At 38.1% G+C, this 17,254-nt stretch carries 11 protein-coding genes and 2 pseudogenes; 2 read left to right on the top strand and 11 right to left on the bottom strand.

The features are described from left to right. Window positions 1–2 precede the first annotated feature (2 nt). The 4 genes from LO761_RS10980 to kdsB form a co-directional block, all read right to left on the bottom strand. Window positions 3–671 carry a DUF2461 domain-containing protein gene (locus tag LO761_RS10980; RefSeq protein ID WP_272818325.1) on the bottom strand — a complete coding sequence of 223 codons (669 nt, stop codon included), beginning with the start codon at window positions 669–671 and terminating at the stop codon, window positions 3–5. A gap of 83 nt (window positions 672–754) precedes the next feature. Further along, window positions 755–1,876, bottom strand: coding sequence for a phosphatidylinositol-4-phosphate 5-kinase (locus LO761_RS10975; RefSeq protein WP_272818324.1), 1,122 nt, complete (start codon window positions 1,874–1,876; stop codon window positions 755–757). Window positions 1,877–1,961: 85 nt separating this feature from the next. After that, window positions 1,962–3,251, bottom strand: a complete 1,290-nt coding sequence (locus LO761_RS10970; RefSeq protein ID WP_272818323.1) for a M16 family metallopeptidase — start codon at window positions 3,249–3,251, stop codon at window positions 1,962–1,964. 1 nt (window position 3,252) lies between these two features. Continuing rightward, the gene (kdsB, locus tag LO761_RS10965; protein WP_272818322.1) at window positions 3,253–4,008 is read right to left on the bottom strand and encodes a 3-deoxy-manno-octulosonate cytidylyltransferase; all 756 of its coding nucleotides are present in this window, start codon (window positions 4,006–4,008) and stop codon (window positions 3,253–3,255) included. 100 nt (window positions 4,009–4,108) lie between these two features. On the opposite strand from kdsB, the gene LO761_RS10960 reads away from it, so the two are divergent. Then, window positions 4,109–4,504 (top strand): 2-amino-4-hydroxy-6-hydroxymethyldihydropteridine diphosphokinase, encoded by a 396-nt coding sequence (locus LO761_RS10960; protein WP_272818321.1) that lies wholly within the window; start codon window positions 4,109–4,111, stop codon window positions 4,502–4,504. Between the two features lie 47 nt (window positions 4,505–4,551). Next, window positions 4,552–5,580, top strand: coding sequence for a hypothetical protein (locus LO761_RS10955; RefSeq protein ID WP_272818320.1), 1,029 nt, complete (start codon window positions 4,552–4,554; stop codon window positions 5,578–5,580). Window positions 5,581–5,845: 265 nt separating this feature from the next. Here LO761_RS10955 and LO761_RS10950 read toward each other — a convergent pair whose 3' ends face one another. The 7 genes and pseudogenes from LO761_RS10950 to LO761_RS10920 all read right to left on the bottom strand — a co-directional run. After that, window positions 5,846–8,044 carry a HEAT repeat domain-containing protein gene (locus tag LO761_RS10950; RefSeq protein ID WP_272818319.1) on the bottom strand — a complete coding sequence of 733 codons (2,199 nt, stop codon included), beginning with the start codon at window positions 8,042–8,044 and terminating at the stop codon, window positions 5,846–5,848. 19 nt (window positions 8,045–8,063) lie between these two features. Further along, window positions 8,064–10,283: a HEAT repeat domain-containing protein gene (locus LO761_RS10945; protein WP_272818318.1), complete on the bottom strand. Its 2,220-nt coding sequence runs from the start codon at window positions 10,281–10,283 to the stop codon at window positions 8,064–8,066. Then, complete coding sequence (locus LO761_RS10940) at window positions 10,280–12,346, bottom strand: HEAT repeat domain-containing protein (RefSeq protein WP_272818317.1); 2,067 nt, start codon at window positions 12,344–12,346, stop codon at window positions 10,280–10,282. The genes LO761_RS10945 and LO761_RS10940 overlap by 4 nt, the downstream gene beginning before the upstream one ends. Window positions 12,347–12,402: 56 nt before the next feature. Next, window positions 12,403–13,809, bottom strand: a complete 1,407-nt coding sequence (locus tag LO761_RS10935; protein ID WP_272818316.1) for a DUF6850 family outer membrane beta-barrel protein — start codon at window positions 13,807–13,809, stop codon at window positions 12,403–12,405. A 161-nt stretch (window positions 13,810–13,970) separates the two neighbouring features. Next, window positions 13,971–15,257: a DUF4876 domain-containing protein gene (locus LO761_RS10930; protein WP_272818315.1), complete on the bottom strand. Its 1,287-nt coding sequence runs from the start codon at window positions 15,255–15,257 to the stop codon at window positions 13,971–13,973. 29 nt (window positions 15,258–15,286) lie between these two features. After that, window positions 15,287–17,137 (bottom strand): annotated as a pseudogene (locus tag LO761_RS10925) (TonB-dependent receptor); the annotation flags it as partial. Window positions 17,138–17,150: 13 nt separating this feature from the next. Beyond that, a pseudogene (locus LO761_RS10920) lies at window positions 17,151–17,254 on the bottom strand (IS982 family transposase); the annotation flags it as partial.

Here is a 17,254-nt window from a genome sequence, read left to right as displayed (position 1 = left end):
TTTCAATCTTCAAAATCGCTCAACGTGTAATCAAAGAAATCATTCAGACGTTTCATTTGTTTAAAGATATCCTCTGATTTGTCCAAGAAGCTTTCACCGATAAAAAAAGAATCCGGTTTGTAGCAGCAGAAAGAAAAATCTTTAGGCTTTAAATATTCCATATAAGGAAAATCTTTAGGGAATCCTTTCGGAGCAGTAATTAATTGATTAAATCCAACGGAATTGAAATACTTTTTGAAAGCTGAATCCTCTACAATTGAACGATACTCATCAATGTTATCATAGATGGATTCACGAATAGCTTTCAACAATTTGGGCTCCGGACACCAAGCTCCCCCTGCTAACAAGCTCTCACCGGGCTGTAAATGGACATAGTATCCACAATGCAAGGCTTTCTTACCTCGTGCATTAATAAATCCCCCAAAATGTATTTTATATGGAGTTTTATCTTGAGTAAATCGTAAATCACGATAAATTCTATAGGTACAATCTTTTGCCTCCAGATGTGCTACAGATGAATCAAAAAAAGCAATCCGTGCAATGATTGCTGTCAACAAATTTTCAAATTCTGCTTCGGCTTGCTGAAAATCTGATTTATGGGTATTAAACCACTCCCGATTATTGTGAATAGCCAATTCTTTCAAAAAATCATATATAAATCGGACATTCATACATCACTTTTTTACGTATTATAGGCAAAGATACTAAAAATTCTTTGCATCTGCCTTATAAAACAATAGAAATATAAAGATTTTTATTTTTGTGAAGCTTGCAGGACACCAAAGCGATAAACACCTTTCTTAATGACTTTACCATTCTTATCAGTCTCTACAAACGGACCATCTTTCTGTCCTTGCTTGAAGCTTCCTTTGTAACGATTTCCATCCTTATCAATAGACACACCTTCGCCTTCCGGCTTACCTTTATGAAAGTGTCCAATGTAAGTAACACCTGTCTTTTTTTCTCTTAGTGTACCTTCGCCTTCTGCCATATTTTCTTTCCACTCTCCTTCATATTCATCACCATTGGCCCAAATATATTTACCTTTTCCATTTCGTTCATTATTAGACCAATGCCCATCGTAAAAAGCACCGCTAACCCACGTGAACGCACCTTCACCATCCTGCTCCCCATTCTTGAACTCACCAACATATTTATCGCCATTCTTATGGTAATATATTCCTTTCCCTGTACGCTCACCATTTATATAACTACCTTCATAACAGTCACCGGAATTGAAATAATAAATTCCCTGTCCATCCTGAACATCGTTCTTAAAATCACCCACATATTTATCACCATTGATATAATGGAATGTTCCTTTCCCTGTACGGACATCATTTACAAAATCACCTTCATACGAAGATTTATCTTCCCAAACGATGGTTCCTTTTCCATTTTTCTTATCGTTCAGCCAATCACCTTCATACTTGGTACCCTCTTTCCATATATAGGTTCCTTTTCCACTACGCTTATCTTGGTCCCATTCACCATCATAGGTATCACCATTATAGTAATACATTATTCCATGACCTTGTTGGAAATCATGATCCCATAATCCTTCATACCGATTATTATTCTTGAAATAAAAAGTTCCCATACCATGTTGCTGATCCGCTAACCATTCGCCAACATATTTCTCACCATCATGATAAATATAGGTACCTTCGCCCTGACGCTGTCCTTTAACATACTCACCTTCGTACACATCCCCACTTATAAAGACGGTTTTACCTTTTCCATTTGGTTTTCTACCTTTTAGCTCTCCCGTATACTCACTACCATCGGGAAACTTATAGTTGCCTATTTTTATTTGAGCTGAAGCCTCTGATATAAATACAAACAGAAATAATATAGTATAAAATGATTGTTTCATTACATAAGTTTTCCTTACAACTATCTATGTTGCATCTCTTTCACAGTCAAATATAAACATTTAGGTAAGTAAATAGCAACTATTGTTACATTTTTTCACCTGTGACGACTTCAATTAAGTTTTCTTTGCACAAATAAATCTGAGCTAAACGTAAAATATCATCCCGACTGACCGTCCGTATTTCCTCTACCAAACGCTGATAGAAATTCATATCAAGCCCGTTGGTCTCTATATATATCCATGCGTCGGATAAGGAGAATGGACCTTCAAATGAACGACAAAAATCACCCAACATATAGTTCTTCACCATATTCAATTCTGCCGGTCCAACCTTCACTGTACAAAGCCGATCTATTTGTTTTTTTGTCTCCTTGATAATTGCAGGGATATATTGATTATCAGCTTCGGTTGAAATCAGAAATACAGACTTTTTAGTAATAGACATCAATGTAGAATCAATACCGTATGTATAGCCTTTCCGTTCTCGAATATTCTTCATCAATCGACTTCCAAAATATCCACCTAACAATACGACAAGAACCCGTAACTTGGCATAGTCCGGATGATTCCTCCCGATAGTGAGATAACCCATCTTCAACGAATTCTGAATAGCATCCGGCTTCTCTATAAAGAATAGCTTTTCTTTCGAAGTCAAAATACGAAACGGCTTAGCTTCAAACTTTGGCCGATCTATTCCCCATGGTTCGTTTCCTAATTGATTTTCAATATCTTGAATTATCTCCTGAGTTACGTTACCAGATAAGAATATAATGGTATTATTCGAATAATAATGATCCCGATAATATTCTTTGATCAAATTAACGTTCAATTTATCAAAGTCGTCAACCTTAGAATAATAGCCTATCGGATGTTTTGCTCCGAAAAGAGCCAGATTCATCACTTTCTGACTAACAGTGTCCACTTTATTCTCCAGCACTCTAAACTGCTGCTTATTCATTTCAAGAACAGTCTTCAACTCCTGCTCCGGAAAAGTAGGATACTTAACCATATCTGCAACAATAGCCAGTGTCTGCGGAAAATATTTGTTAATAGAATAAAGTGTAACAAACTCTTTCTTCAATGACACTGATAGTTCTAAAGAAGCTCCGTAATAATCCAATTTTTCGGCTATGACTGATGATGTATAATGTTGAGACCCTTCTCTTAACATTCTATTTGTGAGGAGTGCAAGAAATGGCTGTCGAGTAGCCAACCGACCTCCGTTAACAATGATATCAAGACGTACCACTTCCTCTGTTCCTGTTTTCATAATTCTAAGAGGAATACCATTCTTTAATATATGTTCTTCCGGATAAGGAATCTTTAACTCGGTGATAGGATGAGTCTTTGGCGGAGTAATACGATCTAATTCCATTTCATTTAGCTTGTTGCTTTAAGAATTCCTCAGCACGTTGCAAATCTGCCGGAGTATCTATGCCTATTGTCTCCACATCAGTCACACCGATTTTAATCTTATAGCCGTTTTCCAACCAACGAAGTTGCTCAAGCGACTCAGCTAATTCCAAACTCGACTGCGATAAAGAAGTGATTTCTTTCAACACCTCTGCACGGTATGCATATAATCCGATATGCTTATAATAAATATGACAGCTAAGCCAATCTTTCTTCTCCTTATTCCGCTGAAACGGAATGATAGAACGACTGAAATACAAGGCATTCATATTCTTGTCAACGACAACTTTTGGAGAGTTCACATTCTCTAAAGCATTCAAATTCATGTCTTGAGTAAATGGCTTGACCAACGTAGCAATCTGCGTAGAAGAGTCATTAAAGCAAGCCGTTACTGTTTCCAACTGAGAACGTTGAATAAATGGTTCATCTCCTTGAATATTCACAACCACATCAAAACCATCCCCAACTTTGGTATATGCTTCATAACAACGGTCTGTACCACTTTTATGATTCACGGAAGTCATCACTGCCTTTCCTCCAAAGTCTTTCACTACTGCTTCAATGCGTTCATCGTCTGTAGCAACAAAAGCATCATCAAGTACTCCAACTACTTGTTCATAAACACGCTGTATAACAGTTTTCCCGCCTAACATTGCCAATGGCTTCGCAGGAAAACGGGTGGACGCATATCTTGCCGGTATTAAGCCTAAGAATTTCATAGCCTTTCTTTTAAACGTTCAAAAATACAAAAACATTTCTACCCATTCAAACAATCCATCGAATTTTATATCTTTGTGATATCACATCATCTTATTAAAAATGAGAGAACATAAATGTTTACTTTGTTTGGGGTCAAATGACAACGATGAAAAACACATTTTAAGTGCCCAAATTGAATTGAAAAAGAAATTTCCAAAAATAAAATTCGGAATACTGATGAAAACAAAACCTATAGGCGATAACTTTCACACATCGTTTTATAATCAGCTTGCCGTATTTTATACTTCCATTCCGGCAGAAGAAGTCCGAAAATTCTTTAAAGTAATTGAAAAGCAGGAAGGTAGAACAATAATAGATAAAGCTGCCAATAGAGTAAAACTTGATATTGACTTGTTAAAATACGGTCGGAAAGTCCTAAAAAAAGAAGACATGAAACGTGACTATATTATAATAGGTATAAAAGATTTTAAGAAAACTCTTGGAAAAACGAAATGATTTTGCAAAATTTGTAGAATAAAGAAAAATCTTATTCGTCTAATATCATGATAATTAAAGCATCTAATTTGAAATCGGGACATTCTGAGATAAAAAGACAGGTTGATTTGCTCTATCAAGCAGTCAGCTCATATAGCAAATGTAAAGAATTCAAATCGCTATTACAATTCTGTGCCAAACACAAACATCTTTCTCCATACAACGCCATGCTTGTTCAAATGCAGCGTCCTGATGCTCAATATGTTCTTGGAGCAGATGAATGGAAGTACAATTATAACAGGCTTATCAAGTCAGATGCCCGTCCCTTGATTATTCTTGTTCCTTTTGGTCCCGTTGATTTTGTTTTCGATATAAAAGATACGGAACCTGTAAAAACCATGTTTCCTGATGATATAAAAGAATTGCTGAAGATTATTGATAAGACGGATTCTGAAAAACAACTGAATATAGAAGAAAAACTACAAAACCTCATCAATAACTTATCTCCTCACGGCATTGCTTTCGGGCAGAGTCTGTTAGGTGGTGATGAATTAGGAGCACAAATCGAATTGTTCCGTCAGAAGAAAAATATTAATGTGATGCTGACTAAAAAAACTAAATTGCGGTGGGACAGCTACTTTCTTCTAAGCATAAATGAGCAACAAGATTTGTACATGCGCTTTGCTGCTCTATGTAAGGAACTATCACATTTGTTCTGCCATCATCTCCCGGGATATGGTTGGTGGGAAAGCCGGAATAATGAGCTCGATTTAAATTCAATGAATTTTGAAGCACAATGCGTCACTTGGCTGGTTTGTGAACGCCAAGACATTACAAACCCTTCGACTGAACGACTTACCAACTATCTGCAACATCATAAGAGAATTCCCGATGTCAGCCTCGACTTTATCCTTCAAGCTGCCAATGAAATAGAAAAAATGCTCAAACCTATGAACTATCAAAAAGGCTTACTGTATAAGAAAGATGAAAAGTTCCGTGAGGCTGTCCGCCGAAATAAAGAAAAGCAAACTGAAAATTTAACTAAGAAGACTTCTGTAATACAAGAAAATAATTACAAACAAGGAGAACTATTCTAATAACAAATGGAAACAGATCTATTAAGTTTGTCATCAAAAGAATCTGAAAAAGTGATGCGTATAAACCGAGAAAGTCATCCGCATGAATTGACAAACTCATCCGCATGAATTGACAAACTCATACGCATGAACCGACAAACTCATACGCATCATTTTACAAAAACTTCTGATGAAAAAGGAAACTCATGTATGTCTCTTCCTCGGTTCATAATAAGTGTTCTCAAAAGAATACTTCAGATATTCCTTTTTATGTGAGTAAGAAACTTTATTTCCCTTGTAATCTGCAAATTGTTCTCACCAGTTCAGCTCTCAAATCTTTATCTTCGGTTTTTATATTACTCAATGCCTGAATAATGTCTTTCCGACGATAACTGATATTATACCAACCAAGTGTGTGGACAGCATAAGTACGGACCTCAATCGGTCTATTCTGATCTGACGCAATATCAAGTAAATCATCAATCATCAGTGGAGTGGGATGATTCCGATAAGAGTAGATACCGTTGCGATAAACACTTAGCTTCTGTCCGAGTTTCGTAAGTTCTTCTCTGTCCGATATGATGTGCTTCTTGTCGTTATCTATTAATTTCCTAAATTTCACGACAAGTGTGTCGGAATAGAGGTTTCTTCCCTGAAGTTGACGGTTTAATTCTTCTTCCAACAGGGTAGAATCGAAAGAGAAAGTGGCATCGTTCAATCGGAATGTTAGGCGTTTCTCTTGTCCTCGATTCAGGTAAGTTTTTACTAAGGCAGGAATCAATTCCGGATTTCCTATACGTTCAACATATTCTCCCGACAGTCGACGAATAAGCTCATAACTATCGTTGAGGCTCTGTTTTAGCGTAGAAACAGCCTGTTCGGGGTAGTTAAGCGCAAGTAGCTTTACTGCCTCCATGCGGACTACAAAATAATCGGAGTGCTGATACGTGTTTCGATAAAGTTCCGGAAGATTCTTTTCACCGGCATATAGTAGCTGCCGTAAAGCCATTGCTTGAACATCCGGTAATTCGTTTGATAATTGCTTACGCCAATAAGCGGCATCGCGGCCGTACATGGTGAGTGCACGATTGATGTCAAATCGGGAATTCACGTTATTTTTGAAATGAAAGGTTGGATCGCCAATAAGATGGCTCTCTAAGTAACCGGTAAACCGATTGAATTGACCTATTCTCATGCCGGCAGCTAAAAGTCCGATGAACTCGTCCGGCCATTTGTCTTGCAGGGCATTCACGGTGTTTCCAATCGTTGCGACAGTATGCCCGGTAGCAAAAATATAAGCTCCGGCAAGGTAATCTTTTTCATAAAAAGAACCGTTATAGCAAGCATCGAAAAGTATAAACTTGGCACCGGGGTGAAGTTCACGAATGTCATACGTATGTATGTCGAGTGATTCATTTAATAAAGAATCTTGCATAAGCTTATCAGGGTCGAATGCTTCTTCGCACCACGTTTTCGGTACTTCCAAGTAATCCATATATTCTTTTATGGCTTGCTCTTTACCTACCTTTTTGGATCTTGCCGGTAGTTTGCTACGTAAGTATCGCTTAATGGATTCGATGTTTTCAGTTACGAATGAACTTTCCGGAAAACCATTGATGTATTGGGTATCGTCGGCTCCATGATGATGGAAGAGCATTACGTCCAATTCGGGGTCTTGCACCTCGTTGAGGAAAATATTCTTCATAGGGAACATATCGCTATGGTCGAAGAATTTTACGGTATTTCCCGGACGGAAAAGCTGTGGCATTTGTTCTCTCAGCACAATTTGTTCGCCCGACCATGCTAATTTGTCTTCAGAATTATAACCATGCCCCCGAGCCATAGAAAAATGATCTAACACATTATTTGTGTCCCGTTTTTCTTCCACTACTTTTATCAGATAATCACTCAAAAGTTGATATTTGTCCTTGCCTTCTATCTCATTCGGTTTAATACGGCCGGAATAAATGTCAGGAAATAAATAAGTCTTAGAATCAGGCCGGAGTGAATAATAGAAATAAAGAGGTATGTCTGTATCCTGTTTGATGAAATCGAACTTTAGAGAGAGGTCATCATAGAATCGATCACTCGCTACGCTCGACCTTTTCCAATCAGCTTTCTGATTCATTTTAAAAGCCGAAGTAAGGTATTGGGCATCACGAATCATCGGAATGGGAATATCTCCTATAAAAACACATCCTTCAAGTGGTTGTTGCTTATTCGTATGAAATTTAACAATTAGTTCTCGAATTACTTCCGGTGATTGAAAGTTATCAATCGCCAGATAAGTCCCTAAGCCATCAGTTTCAACACTTTGGCGGTAAGCATCAACAGCATCTTTTGCTTTTTCGTAGCTTGTCCGATCAATGAAGATAGCAAAACTTGTAGGCGTTTTTGTTGATGGCTTGATAATGGTTTGCGCTGACATGCTGACACAGACCATCAAGCTGATGAAAGTTATAAACAGTTTATTTCTTTTGTTCATTGTATATACGTTCAAGGTATTAAAATGATTGTAATCGATTAATTGTTTGTCTCAATTCGGCATGAAGTTTTTCCGGAAGATTTGTATTTAAAAGTTCATTACAACTTCGGATGATATCCTGTCGACACATGGAATTGTTGAACCATCCAAGTGCTTCTGCCATCGCTATACGAAGGGCTAAAGGATGTTCATTGTTGCCGATATAACTTAAGAATTTGTCCACTCTGTTTGTCCACGGATTATTGCGAATCATACGAATTTGAGACATTTTTTTCTTTTCGCTACTCTCTTTGTCGAAGATAACATTATTAACTTCTTGATAGATTGCAAAATCTTCATGGATACTCTTGATTATCTCTTCACATTCTTTTTTTGAATCAATACGGTTGGCCGTATGGAAGTAATCTTCGATGGCTTTTACAATAAGTCCTTCTTGGAAAAAATGAATAGAATTTTTTATCGCATATTGCACACGAAGTCTGTCCTCGTCTTCCATCATTGCTTTAATCAAAGGTTTTATTAATGAAGAGTCCGCAATGCGACCTGCATAAATTGCCGCGCTACGTGCAATCCGTTCATACGGATCTTGAAGGGCCAAGCGTACAGCTTCGGTAAAGTCGGTATTGGCGTAACGAGCCAGTATGTTAAAGCACTCCATCCGTACAGTATTAAAACGACTCTCTTTAAATTGATTCAAGAAGAAAGCAGACTGTGTCTTCTTCGTGTCAATGTCTGACAGTTTGCGCAGAGCCAGACATTGAATGTCGGCATACTCGGATTGCAATTGTTCCTTCCAAAAAGATTCATCGTCGGCTTTCAACAATACTTCTTGTGGAAGTGTATTTGCTGTGATTGGGCAGAAATGGACAGTAGGATCTCCTAACAGATGACCTTCGAGAGTTGCTATTAGCCGGTTATATTGTCCTACACGAAATCCATGAGAGAGCAAACCTACCATTTCAATTGTCCAACGATCTTGTAACACATTACGAGTATTGCCTTGACAAATTAAAGTGTTTCCCGGCTGAAAGAGGTAATAAGCCGCGACGTATGCACTGTCTTGGAAAGAACCGTTATAGCATGCATCAAACATAACCATGCGTGCATTGTATTCTCTATTCTTAAGGTCAGAAATGCTGATTTCTATGTTTTCAGACATTCCTCCTGAATTCTTTTCTTTTTCCCAATATGCGGGATTGTCGAAATCATCGAAGAATGCCGGTAACAGATTATATTGCTTTTGTAAAGCTACCATCAGTGAATCCTTGTCTCTTTTTTCTTCTTCCACGGAAGAGCGCACAAGGTAGTACAGGTGAGATTTGATGAGTTCATAACGTGTTGCCGAGCTGTTACCTATTACCGGATCATTAATTAGTTGTTGTGTAGGAGTTCCGTGTTCATGAAACATGAACAGGTCGATTCCCTTTCGTCCTACTTCATCCAGAAGTTTATATTTCATGGGATTAAGCATCCTGAAATTTAAATGTTTAAAACTGGTTCCTGTAGAGAATGCCAATGGAAAATTCTCATGATACGCTTTTTCCTCATCCATATATACTGTTAAGCAGTCATGATTGTATCCGCTGCCATGAAAACTCACAACTTGGTCGAGTTTATCATTCCGCATTTCATCTTTTGCTTTTGCTGCTTTAATTAAGAATGCAGAAATGGCTTCATACTTATTTCCTCCCATGCTTTGAGGGTAACGAATACGAGCTGAGTAAAAGTTGAGGTGCAAATGTTGCGGGCTTTCCTCTGTTAGTTCATAATAAAAGAGTGCCTTATCTGATTCGTCTTGTTTTAAGAAGCGAAATTGCAAGTGGAGGTCGTCATAAAAGCGATCACTGGGCACACTGGATTCTCTAATGGGAAATTTATCTTCATCCATTTTGAACGCTGTAGTCATGTGTTGGGCATTACGTATCATAGCAACGGGAATGTCTCCAACCAAAACGATGCCTTCTAAAGAGGGGCATGTCTGATAAAGATTGCTGATAGCATTGCGTACTGCCATAGGATTTTCCCACATGTCATATATAATATAGGTGGAAAGTCCGTCTTGTTCAACTGCATCACGATATTGTGAAATGGCCGGTTGGCAGTTCACATAAGTTTGCTCATCGGTAATAATGGCAAAGGCAGTTGGGTGTTCTTGTTTTGGCTTTTCAATAGTGGGAGTCGCTTTGATGGAAAGCGAGAAAAGGACAAGGAGTATAATAAATTGAGCTATTCTTTTCATGATTGACTGTTCTTTAACCTATAATATGTTCGTTTTGCTTCTTCCCTTACCATTTTAGAATTTTTGGACTCATTCATCAAATGTTTGCAGGCACTGATAATCTCTTCTTTATGGATAGAGAATGTGTACCATGCAAGTGCCTGAAGAAGGTGAGTTTTGATGGAGTCACTTTCTTTTGGAGAATGCAATATGTCTAAAAATCTATTTATCTCATCTTGAACGTTGGTGTTTTTCAGCGAAGATATTATAGATATGCGCCAACGTTCTTTAGCATCAGGTTTGAATATTTCCTCGATTAAGGATGGATAAGAAAACATTTTCTCCGCCATTTTTATATCAAATGCTTCTCGTTGAGAGAACTCGTTCTCTTTGTATTCTTCCTGAAGTAGAGGAAGGTATTCCGGATCGCCTACCTTACCCATATAATTGATTGTCGTCCGGCGAATAAACTCATTAGGGTCGTGAATGGATCTCTTAAGTATTTGCCGAAGATTATCATCATTCTTTTTGATGAGCAAAGCAAGTGAAGTATATCGTACTGTGGCAAAATTTGAAGTCTCGAATGTATGCTTTAATAATTGCGATATGGATGCGTAATGATGTCGATAAAGTTGATGAAGAGCAAAGTTTTGAATATCTGCATAAGGGGAATTAAGTAAACGGAGCATTGCCTTTTCTTGGTATGGAGAAGAAAATAAATCCAATGCATTGACATCGTTATAATTCGATTCAAAATGGAAAGTAGGGTCACCTATAACATGACTTTCCAAGATATTTGTGAGTTGTGCCCATTGCCCTATTCGGGCTCCCATTCCAAGTAAACCGAGCAATTCGTTTGCTTGTTTGTCTTGCAGTACATTTACAGTATTTGCGAAGGCTGCAACGGTTTTTCCCTCAGAAAAGATGTATCGTCCGGCAATATAGTCTTTTTCACGGAAATCTCCATTGTAGCAAGCATCAAAGATAACCATGCGGGCATTGGGTTTCATTGCGGTAACATCTTGCAATATAATACCTGTTTTTAAGTCCAACAGCGAATCGGCTTCTTTGATTTCCTTCACATCAAATCCGGCATACCATGTGGAATCCAACCCCAATTTGGCTTGTTCCTGCTTGAAATCTGTAATAGCCTTGGGATTCCCTTTAAGGCGGCGCATATAGTTTCTTTTATCTTGTTTGAGCTGTTCTATATGCTCTTTGAGATAGATTGTATTAGGGATTGCTGAGATATATTGTCGGTCGGGTGTACCATGTTCATGGAAAATAGCAAAATCTAAATCTTCGCGTTTCATCTGATTCATTATGGTCTCCTTAGGATACTTGTAGAAACTGTAGCGGAAAAACTTTGCCCTTCCCGTAGTATCAAATACATTGGGCATTTGTTCTCTCAAAGTGAACGCTTCAGGAGTCCATGCCATCAATGCGTTTGAATAAGACCCATCGCCTGTATAAGAAAAGAACTGGTCATGTTTATTTTTCGACCGATGCTCAACGATAACCTTTTGCAAATAGTGGTTGATTTGTTCGTACGGGTCTGTTCCGTTATCAACGGGTTTAATACGTCCGGAGTAAATATCACAATGAATGTGTTGTGGTGACTTGATGGCAAGATCGTAATAATAGAAATTCTCAATGGAATCCTTTTTAAGAAAGTCGAACTCTAAATTGAAATCATCGTAGAATCGATCGCTGGGGACAGAGGATTCTATCCACGGATATTTTTCTTCATTCATTTTGAACGCAGATGTAAGATGTTGAGCCTTTCGAATCATCGGAATCGGGATATCGCCAATAAATACCACTCCCTCAAGGCGCGACTTCTTATATAAATTCTTAATTTCTTTTTTTATGGCTTCCGGGGTTTTCCATTCATCGTACAGAATGAAAGTTGGAAGATTCTCTTCGTCTGTAAGAAGTGATTGATATGCTATGATTTGATCTTGACATTTTACCCATGTCTTGTTATCTGTCACGACAGCAAACGACGTGGAACCGGTCATTGAATGAGGTTTAATGCACTTTTGTGCGCGTAAAGGTACAATAACAACAAAAAGCATGACCATGGCCATGCTTCTTAAAAAGTTTCTTTTTAAGAGAAAAGTAAACATTTCAATAAGTATTAAAAATTACAACCGATCGCAAGCGATAACTCTTTTCGTTTGTTAAATAAGTCGGTTTTTGATTTCGTATAATTCAACTGTGCCTTTGCGTAGATATTCATTCTCGCTTCTGGTTTTATAAGTTGAGAGTATATCAGTGATGTACCTATATTCCAACTATCGCTTTTCAAATAGGCTTCATCTAATGGTTCCATTTCTTTTACTGTTGGGTAATCGGAATTGGTTCCTCCATAAATATAATTACCGTTCATTCCATTTCGGAAGCCTCCGGTAAGCGTTGCTAATAGACGACGATTCATGCGGTCATCAAGTCTGAAATTCTTTTTTACATCTGCTTGTACAGTCAATATTTTAGAATCTTTCTTTGATTCAGGCAAAATGTATTTGTCGTCATAATTTAAATATCCTACTTGTACATCGGCACGCCAATCATATTCGTCATCTTTATTTTTAATGATGCCATATTTAAAATATGCGGAACGTGTTTGATAAAGAGAACGAACAAAATGAGTGAGTTCAATCCATCCGGAATAATTTTCCGTATTATCTCGTTTCATCAGGTATTGTGTACCACCTATATGATGATAATCACAACCGGATTTTAGTTCGTGTGTAAAATGTCCACCTTTATATAATACTGTGGTACTAAGAGCAACATGCTTATCATTGACTGCCCCTAACTTCTTTGGTGAACTATAGCTTTGTTCAACATTTTCGATTTTTTTATCGTAAATCGCTTCAAACAATAGATTCCATGGACCTTGACTATATTGGTATTGCATACCGAGTCCCCACAAGTTCCCAAAATAGTTTGCAGTGATACCGCTTCCCACTCCGTGAGACGCGACTCCGAGACCATAGAGAATGTAATAGTCTTGATTGACATAACTGTTTTCATTTCGCATCCGACTGTCTTCTTTGATCGAAGAGTAATATGCGTTCAGTCCAATGTGATGGGCGTTATTGACAGAATAAGTAACGCCCGGTTTCAATTGTAAATTGTAAAAGCGAGTATCCACCCGTGGGTCACGTTGTTTAGCTGCTAACGTTGTCTTGTATGTACCTTCCAAACCAAAAGTCAAATGATTGAAATAGAGTGGGGTACCTACACGGAATGTCATATTATAGAATTGATTACGCCATTTACTTTTATTCGTGTCAGCGACATAGAATGGCATGCCTCTGAATGGGTCGGTAATAGAAGCATTGTATTGCGCGTCTTGCAGGTTTTGATGATTGAAAGAGAATTTTCCCCACACGAAAACTTTTTGCAGGTTCATGAACCCTTCACTACTGACAGAAAGATTTTTGTCTTTCTCTCCTTGTTGTGGGCGTTTATAATTTCCATCTTTGACATGATAGCCTATCACCACATCTGAATAATTGCGTGTATCGTCAAAGACCATACCTGCCGCGTTGTTTGATTGTAGCCATAAACGCTGTTCTTTTTGCTATTCGAGTGCCGCAGGAGAAAAGCCTTGTGCTATTATTGCGATAGGAGTAAAAAGTAACATTCCGGCAATAAACACTTTATATATATATTTACTATTCATAATTATTATTCCTTTTATTTATTATAACTTAGATTCCATGATGGTATACCTGTATCGTATCTGTGAAGTACAGGTGTCACGTTACGTTCAAAGTCTTCTGTCGAATTGTTGGTATCTTGGAATATCAAGGCTCCATTTTCTCGTCGAACAGGCTTTCCATTTTCATCCATCTTTAATTTACGTACTACCCCTTCTGCACAATATGTTTTCCCAACCCAAGTTATACCGGCATCCACGACGGCACGTATTCGTTTCGCTGATGCCATATTTTCATTATGAACACATTCTACGGCATCCAATACATATTTGATAGGAACTTTGGCATAATAAGTTGTACTGTTTGGTTCACTCAAATCGGTGGTACGCATCTTTTCATCATTTACGGGATCATAGGTTTCTCCTTCCGGAACTTGGAAGAGACAATATGCCGGACCGAATACCGACATTAAGAATTGCGGTATACTTCCTTTTTCAGCTTTACCATCATAAAAAACATGCACCATATCGGTTACTGCTTCTTGGTCAGGCCATTTTGCATTATCCATATTAAATTCAAATTCTGCGTGCGAACAGTCGACCGGAGAATTCGGATTGTATATTTCCAATTTATGATTGACAGCAAACTGTGCTACTACTGCTGACTCACCCGGCTGTAGAGGGTAATCTTTTCCTGTACCGGGGAATTTCCATACTCGTTGAGCATATACATAATCAATGCCATCTTCTTTAGGCCATACCGGTAATATTTTTGTCGCAATATTCGGTACCAGATTTCCAAAATAAACCCCATCTAAGTACTGTGTTTTAGCTGAGTTATTATACACTTCAAAGAACTGATCGCGGAAGTAGCCAAAACCAACAGGAGGTTTGGATCCGACAAAATATAACTCTTTAAAAATTAAAGGACTTACTTTCAATCCTTGTATGTCTATTTTAATATCTTTTTGATCTTTCATTAAAGCGATGTTCACCTCGTTGCCTGCCATGAAGTATTCGGCTCCTTCATTATCAAGAGCTAACCCTTCTACAGAAACGGTATAGATGCCCGGAATCACATTAGAGATGCTCACCGATTTACCGTCAAATTCTTTAAAATAGTGGTACCCATCTTCAAAATCATCGAGCTTTAGCTTTAATCCTGATAGCGAAGCGATATTTTCCACTTTAATGTCAAGATTGATATTTACATCTAACGGAGTTATGTTTTTGGAATCGCTTATGCTTTCCCATTCATCGCAGGACGCGAATAGTAGTGGTAACATGACCAAAGCACTCCATATATATTGAATTTGCAATTTCATAATCTATTTGTTTTTATTATTGATGCCTTTTATATTTTTAAAGAGAGTTCCATACCAAAGAAGAAACGATTGTTCATCAGGCTGAAATTACCCGGAGACCGTTTGCTTTCTCGGCGCGGATAGCTGCGGAACATATTGTTGGCAAAGAAAGATACCCGTAACATGTCGCCGATTTCTTTCGTGACATTGATGTTGAAACAAAAATAAGGACGATACGATTCTTTGATGGCGGACAAATGATCATTGTTAATGAGCATGTAATCTAACCCTGCTTCCTTAAGCTGTTTGGTATTGGTGTATTGTCCGGGAGCAAACCAATTACTCTTTCCATTATCTAACGCAATGTATCCCACAGGGATAGAATCATTACGATAAGTTACCCAATCGGATTGTTGCCAAACGGCCTGTCCCGTTAACGTTACTACAAAACCGATGCGAGGAATATTATGCGTAGCACGTACAGTGGTTACTAATTGTTGCTGGTGGGTATCAAATTTATGCTTATCGTAGATAGCGACATTTTTACGAGCGGTAGGAGCTTCCGAACTGTTATCGTAGAAACTATATCCATTTGAATAGCTATCGTTTCTCATCCAGCTACCGCTGAATTGAAATGCCGTGCGGATAGCTTCGATACGCGCAATGTCGAGTTCAAATTCAACCCCTTTGGTGGTAACAAAGCTGTTGTTTCCGGGTGTAAAGAAACTTGAAAGCACAGGATAACTCCCTGCAAGATTCAAATCTCCGGCTTTATCGCGTTTATAAACATTGTACATCACAGATTTAAATGTATTCAACGTTTTGCTCAATGAATAGCCGTTTTTTACTTTTTCGATGAATCCTGTCACACCGAGATTTACTTTACCTAAATGAAAGTCGAAGCCTATTTCCGATTTGTAGTTTTTAGCAATTTTCAAATCTTTATTTTGAGAATCAAAGACACGAGTAGTGGTCACAAATTTGCGATCAGCCTCAGGAATTCTTTCGTTAGAGAGTTCGTTCAGATTGATGTATTCGAAGTATGCCTTTTCAGGATACAAATATAACAAAGTAGGCATTTTAGCTGTAACGCCAAAACCTCCACGTAAAGTGAAAATATTGGGGATAATATCCAACGAAGCATTGATACGCGGTGAAAGTGTATTTCCTGCAACCGATACATTATCAAAACGAAGTCCTGTTTGTATGTTGAAAGAATGAGTTCCTCCTATCATCCAGTTGAAGTTTTCTTCTATAAAAGCGCCAAACTGGTTGATGTAGGGAATATCTTTATATGCACGAGGACGAAAAGTAGCATTCATGTGCGACAGATTACGATAGGGAGGACGTGATTGATCGTATGTTTTTCCTTTTCCTTCGTTTCCATCCGTTTTGAAATCAGCACCGATTAAGACGCGATTGTTCACATTTCCGATGTGTTTAAATAAGTTAGCCGTTAATTTGGCGTAAAAGTTGATTTCCTTACTGTCGATATTATATCGGCCAATATAAGAGGAAGGAAGATAAACCGCGTAATTATTTGCGTCCGCTTCTCCAAAATGTGTAATTTCTGTTTTATCAGCCGTATAGAGGTGTTCACCAGCCTTATTGGAAAGTACCGCACCATCGGTTGTTGTCATAGAATAAGCAGCATTAGCCGACGAATAAGCTTCTTCTGTATAACTGTTTTTGGCGGTATAGCTTCCGGAAAGGACATATCGGATATTCTGCAACCAGCCCTTGTTGATAGTCCAAGTGCCATTGGTGTTTAAGCGGATGCCGACATCTTCTCCTCGACTGTTGGCAAGGGTAATCTCGTCGTCCGGATTCTTTTCTCTTTCATCTTTTCCATAGAAGAAACTAAGGGAGGTATTACTGCGCAGCTTATTATTAAATAACGTGAGTTCGACGAATTCAAAATAAGGCAAGCTGTGTATCAATTGTTCTGGTAACATTGATACACGGCTTCTTTGGAAAACAGCAGTATGCTGCTATTGCAGCCAAGAGGTTGACCATGA

Source organism: Phocaeicola oris (assembly GCF_021295095.1).
Lineage (GTDB): Bacteria > Bacteroidota > Bacteroidia > Bacteroidales > Bacteroidaceae > Phocaeicola > Phocaeicola oris.
The sequence above is the reverse complement of the archived record's forward strand: the minus strand, read 5'-3'. Positions and strand labels throughout refer to the sequence as shown.